Consider the following 2654-nt stretch of genomic DNA (forward strand, 5'->3'; position numbering starts at 1 on the left):
TGGCCTGGAGCAGATTGTTGAAGTCGTGGGCCACTCCCCCGGCCAAAATACCTACGGACTCCATCTTCTGTGCCTGCAGCAGCTGGGACTGCAGCTTTTCTCGTTCAGCCTCTGCCCGCTTCAACATTGTAATCATTGAGCATTTTATTTTTATGGGTAATGTAGAAAAAAATTCCGGAAACAGCGCTGACTATGGCGATGCATACTAAGATTGCCAGCATGGTTTTGTAAACAATATGATTTCGGATAAAATCAAGCATTTTTTTCATATACGAAAAATAAATGTTGTAGTAACAGTTTATCCATTTGCATGTGGCATGGAGACTGGCTCTCACAGCCCTTGTTTTCTAAGCCTGTTTTCTTACATCGATAGAATACAAGGGCTGGGGTGCCTGTCTCCTGCTTTCCGTTAACACCGATGGTTCCGCCAACCCTGACTCAGACGTAAGGCATTTTTACTCTCGCCCGCTCCAGGAATCGCTAGAGCCACAGAGCTTGGGAGAGGAGAGAAGTCATTTATCATTGCCCTCCAGGCCTGGGGACTGTCCCCGCTAAGTACTATCTGTGCAGGTACGCATAACTTCGAGTCTGTAATTTTGGTATTTGTGCGGAAAAATTGTCGCGGGGACTGTCCCCGGGCCGATTCCGGCATCCCCCTGAATGGTTACGAGCTTGTTATTCATAGCCACCGACTCGGTGGATATGAATATTAAATTTCTTCCTCCTGCCTTGCTCGGCGTCTCAAGGCCTGCTTCAGGCCGGGCGTGAGATACTCTTTTTCTTTTCGAGGAAGTACGCTTTAGCCGGATGAACCCTAAATATCCCGATACAGACTGCGATTCCTGGTATTGTTTTGTAAGCAATATGTTTACTGACTATATCAAGCATTCAGAGGTCGGCAAAAGTGCCTGTCCCCATGCGACATGCAAAGCGCTTAGCAGGTACATCAAGGGCTGATTGACTTTGAAATCATGAAATCATGAATATCAAGGCACTTATGATGAATAACCATGGCTATTCACTGTACAAGTGGCGGTCAATAATTGCATCCAGATTGCTTTCATCCCGCATTTGCCGCAGAATCTCGTTGAACCTCCCGACAATTTCCAGGCCTTGTGAATTTTTTTTAGTGACAATGAAATGCAGGCCGTCTTCCAGAAGGGGCCTGTCCAGCACCCGGAAAACGTCCTCCCGGCCGACAATCTGTCTTGCAACTTCCCACCCGACATACTCGTTGATTGGAACCAGGTCGACGCGGCCCCGGTGCAGCATTTTGAAACAGGATTCCACGGTGTTTGGACGCTGCACCGCAATGAGGTCCTGATCCATGAAGCTCTGGATGTCAGTAAGACTATAGCCCAAAGGCTTGCAGGCGGTTAAACCCTTTAGATCCGAGTCGTGAACAAAGGATATGTCTGCGTCCTTGCGCACGAAAAAAAGATTTGTGACGGTAATGATGGGGTCTGAAAAATAAAACTCTTCCTTCCGCTCCAAAGTCTTGACATAGGGAAACGTGCCCAGGAAGTCTCCTTCTTTGGACAGGCTGTACCCCCTGCTCCAGGAGTGAAATTCAATCTCGGCATCGTATCCCAACTGTTGGAAGACGTGATCTACGATTTCAGTGATCATGCCCCCCTGCGGAAGGGTCTGATCAGTAAATGGCTTGTAGTCGTCTCCAGTGACCAATCTGACGGCTTGTCCAGCTTCGGTTGGAAAAGGCTTTAATAAAAAGACCATGATACATGCCCAAAAGCACATTGTCATGAACGTTGTACGTGTCGTCAGCATGCATTTTCCCTTCAAATGATCCTTGCTAATGGTATTCCTCTCAAGTTTAATACCGGACTATCGTCGAGGCCGTAGTCTCCACTCAGACATTCATCATCTACAATGCTTTCTAAAGCGGGCTTTGCCCGCAACCCAATAAAGAAAAGAACTTTTTTGACAGGATTAACAGGATTAACAGGATTAAGATGTGACTGCAAAAAGTCATTTTTGCAGTCACAGACGTCAGAGATTAGAGGTCAGAGGTCCCCAGTGAAATACCTTCGGGAACTCCAAGGAGTTATTTCACGGGGCAGGCAGTAAAATCAAAGAGTTATGTATATTGTTGATTTGTGTATTTTTCATTCCCCGACTTTTTGCAGGTGCATCAAGGAAGGCAGGAAGGTTTTTTCATTTGCCGGGCTTGCGGCAAATGAAAGGGCAGCCTTGTCCAAAACCGTGCCCCGGTTTTGGATAATAGACCCGCTTCGCGTCTTTAACTTTGCGTACTGTATCTGTGTAGCGCTGTTAAGGAAAGCAGGGGACAGGCACTCCGGGACCCACTTGAGCATCATTTTGTGCTTAAAATATCTCATTTTTTGGGACAAGTGGGTCCCGGAAGAGCTAGTCCCCATGCCACATGCAAATGGGTAAACTGTTACTGTTTTTATTTTTGGCCCTTTACCCGATAATCTTACGCTGTGGTTTCATGCCCCTCTTCTTCCACAGTTCCATATCCTGCATTTTTTTCTTGCGCTCCCGGGCCAGGGATTTTGCTATCAGGGACTGGTTTTTTTTATACCCCCATTTGGCTTTGTATTCTTCTGTAGTCATATCGTGTTTGGCAAAATGCTTCTTGGTAAGAACCTTGAAAGACTTGCCGCACTCAA

At 46.6% G+C, this 2654-nt stretch carries 2 protein-coding genes; both read right to left on the minus strand.

Annotated elements, in window-relative coordinates; all coding sequences use genetic code 11:
• Positions 1–1014: 1014 nt before the first annotated feature.
• On the minus strand, positions 1015–1788 hold the full coding sequence (locus tag QZP87_RS04720) for a transporter substrate-binding domain-containing protein (protein ID WP_363330988.1): 774 nt from the start codon (positions 1786–1788) through the stop codon (positions 1015–1017).
• 657 nt (positions 1789–2445) lie between these two features.
• Positions 2446–2654: MucR family transcriptional regulator (locus QZP87_RS04725; RefSeq protein ID WP_291321768.1), on the minus strand; the 209-nt coding region annotated here is incomplete at its 5' end.

Origin of the sequence: Desulfonatronospira sp. (assembly GCA_003563255.1) — a bacterium.
Lineage (GTDB): Bacteria > Desulfobacterota > Desulfovibrionia > Desulfovibrionales > Desulfonatronovibrionaceae > Desulfonatronospira.

What these genes read in the sequence shown, in the direction of transcription:
- QZP87_RS04720 (WP_363330988.1), bottom strand. Translation starts at nt 1,788, where the DNA reads ATGCTGACGACACGTACAACGTTCATGACAATGTGCTTTTGGGCATGT.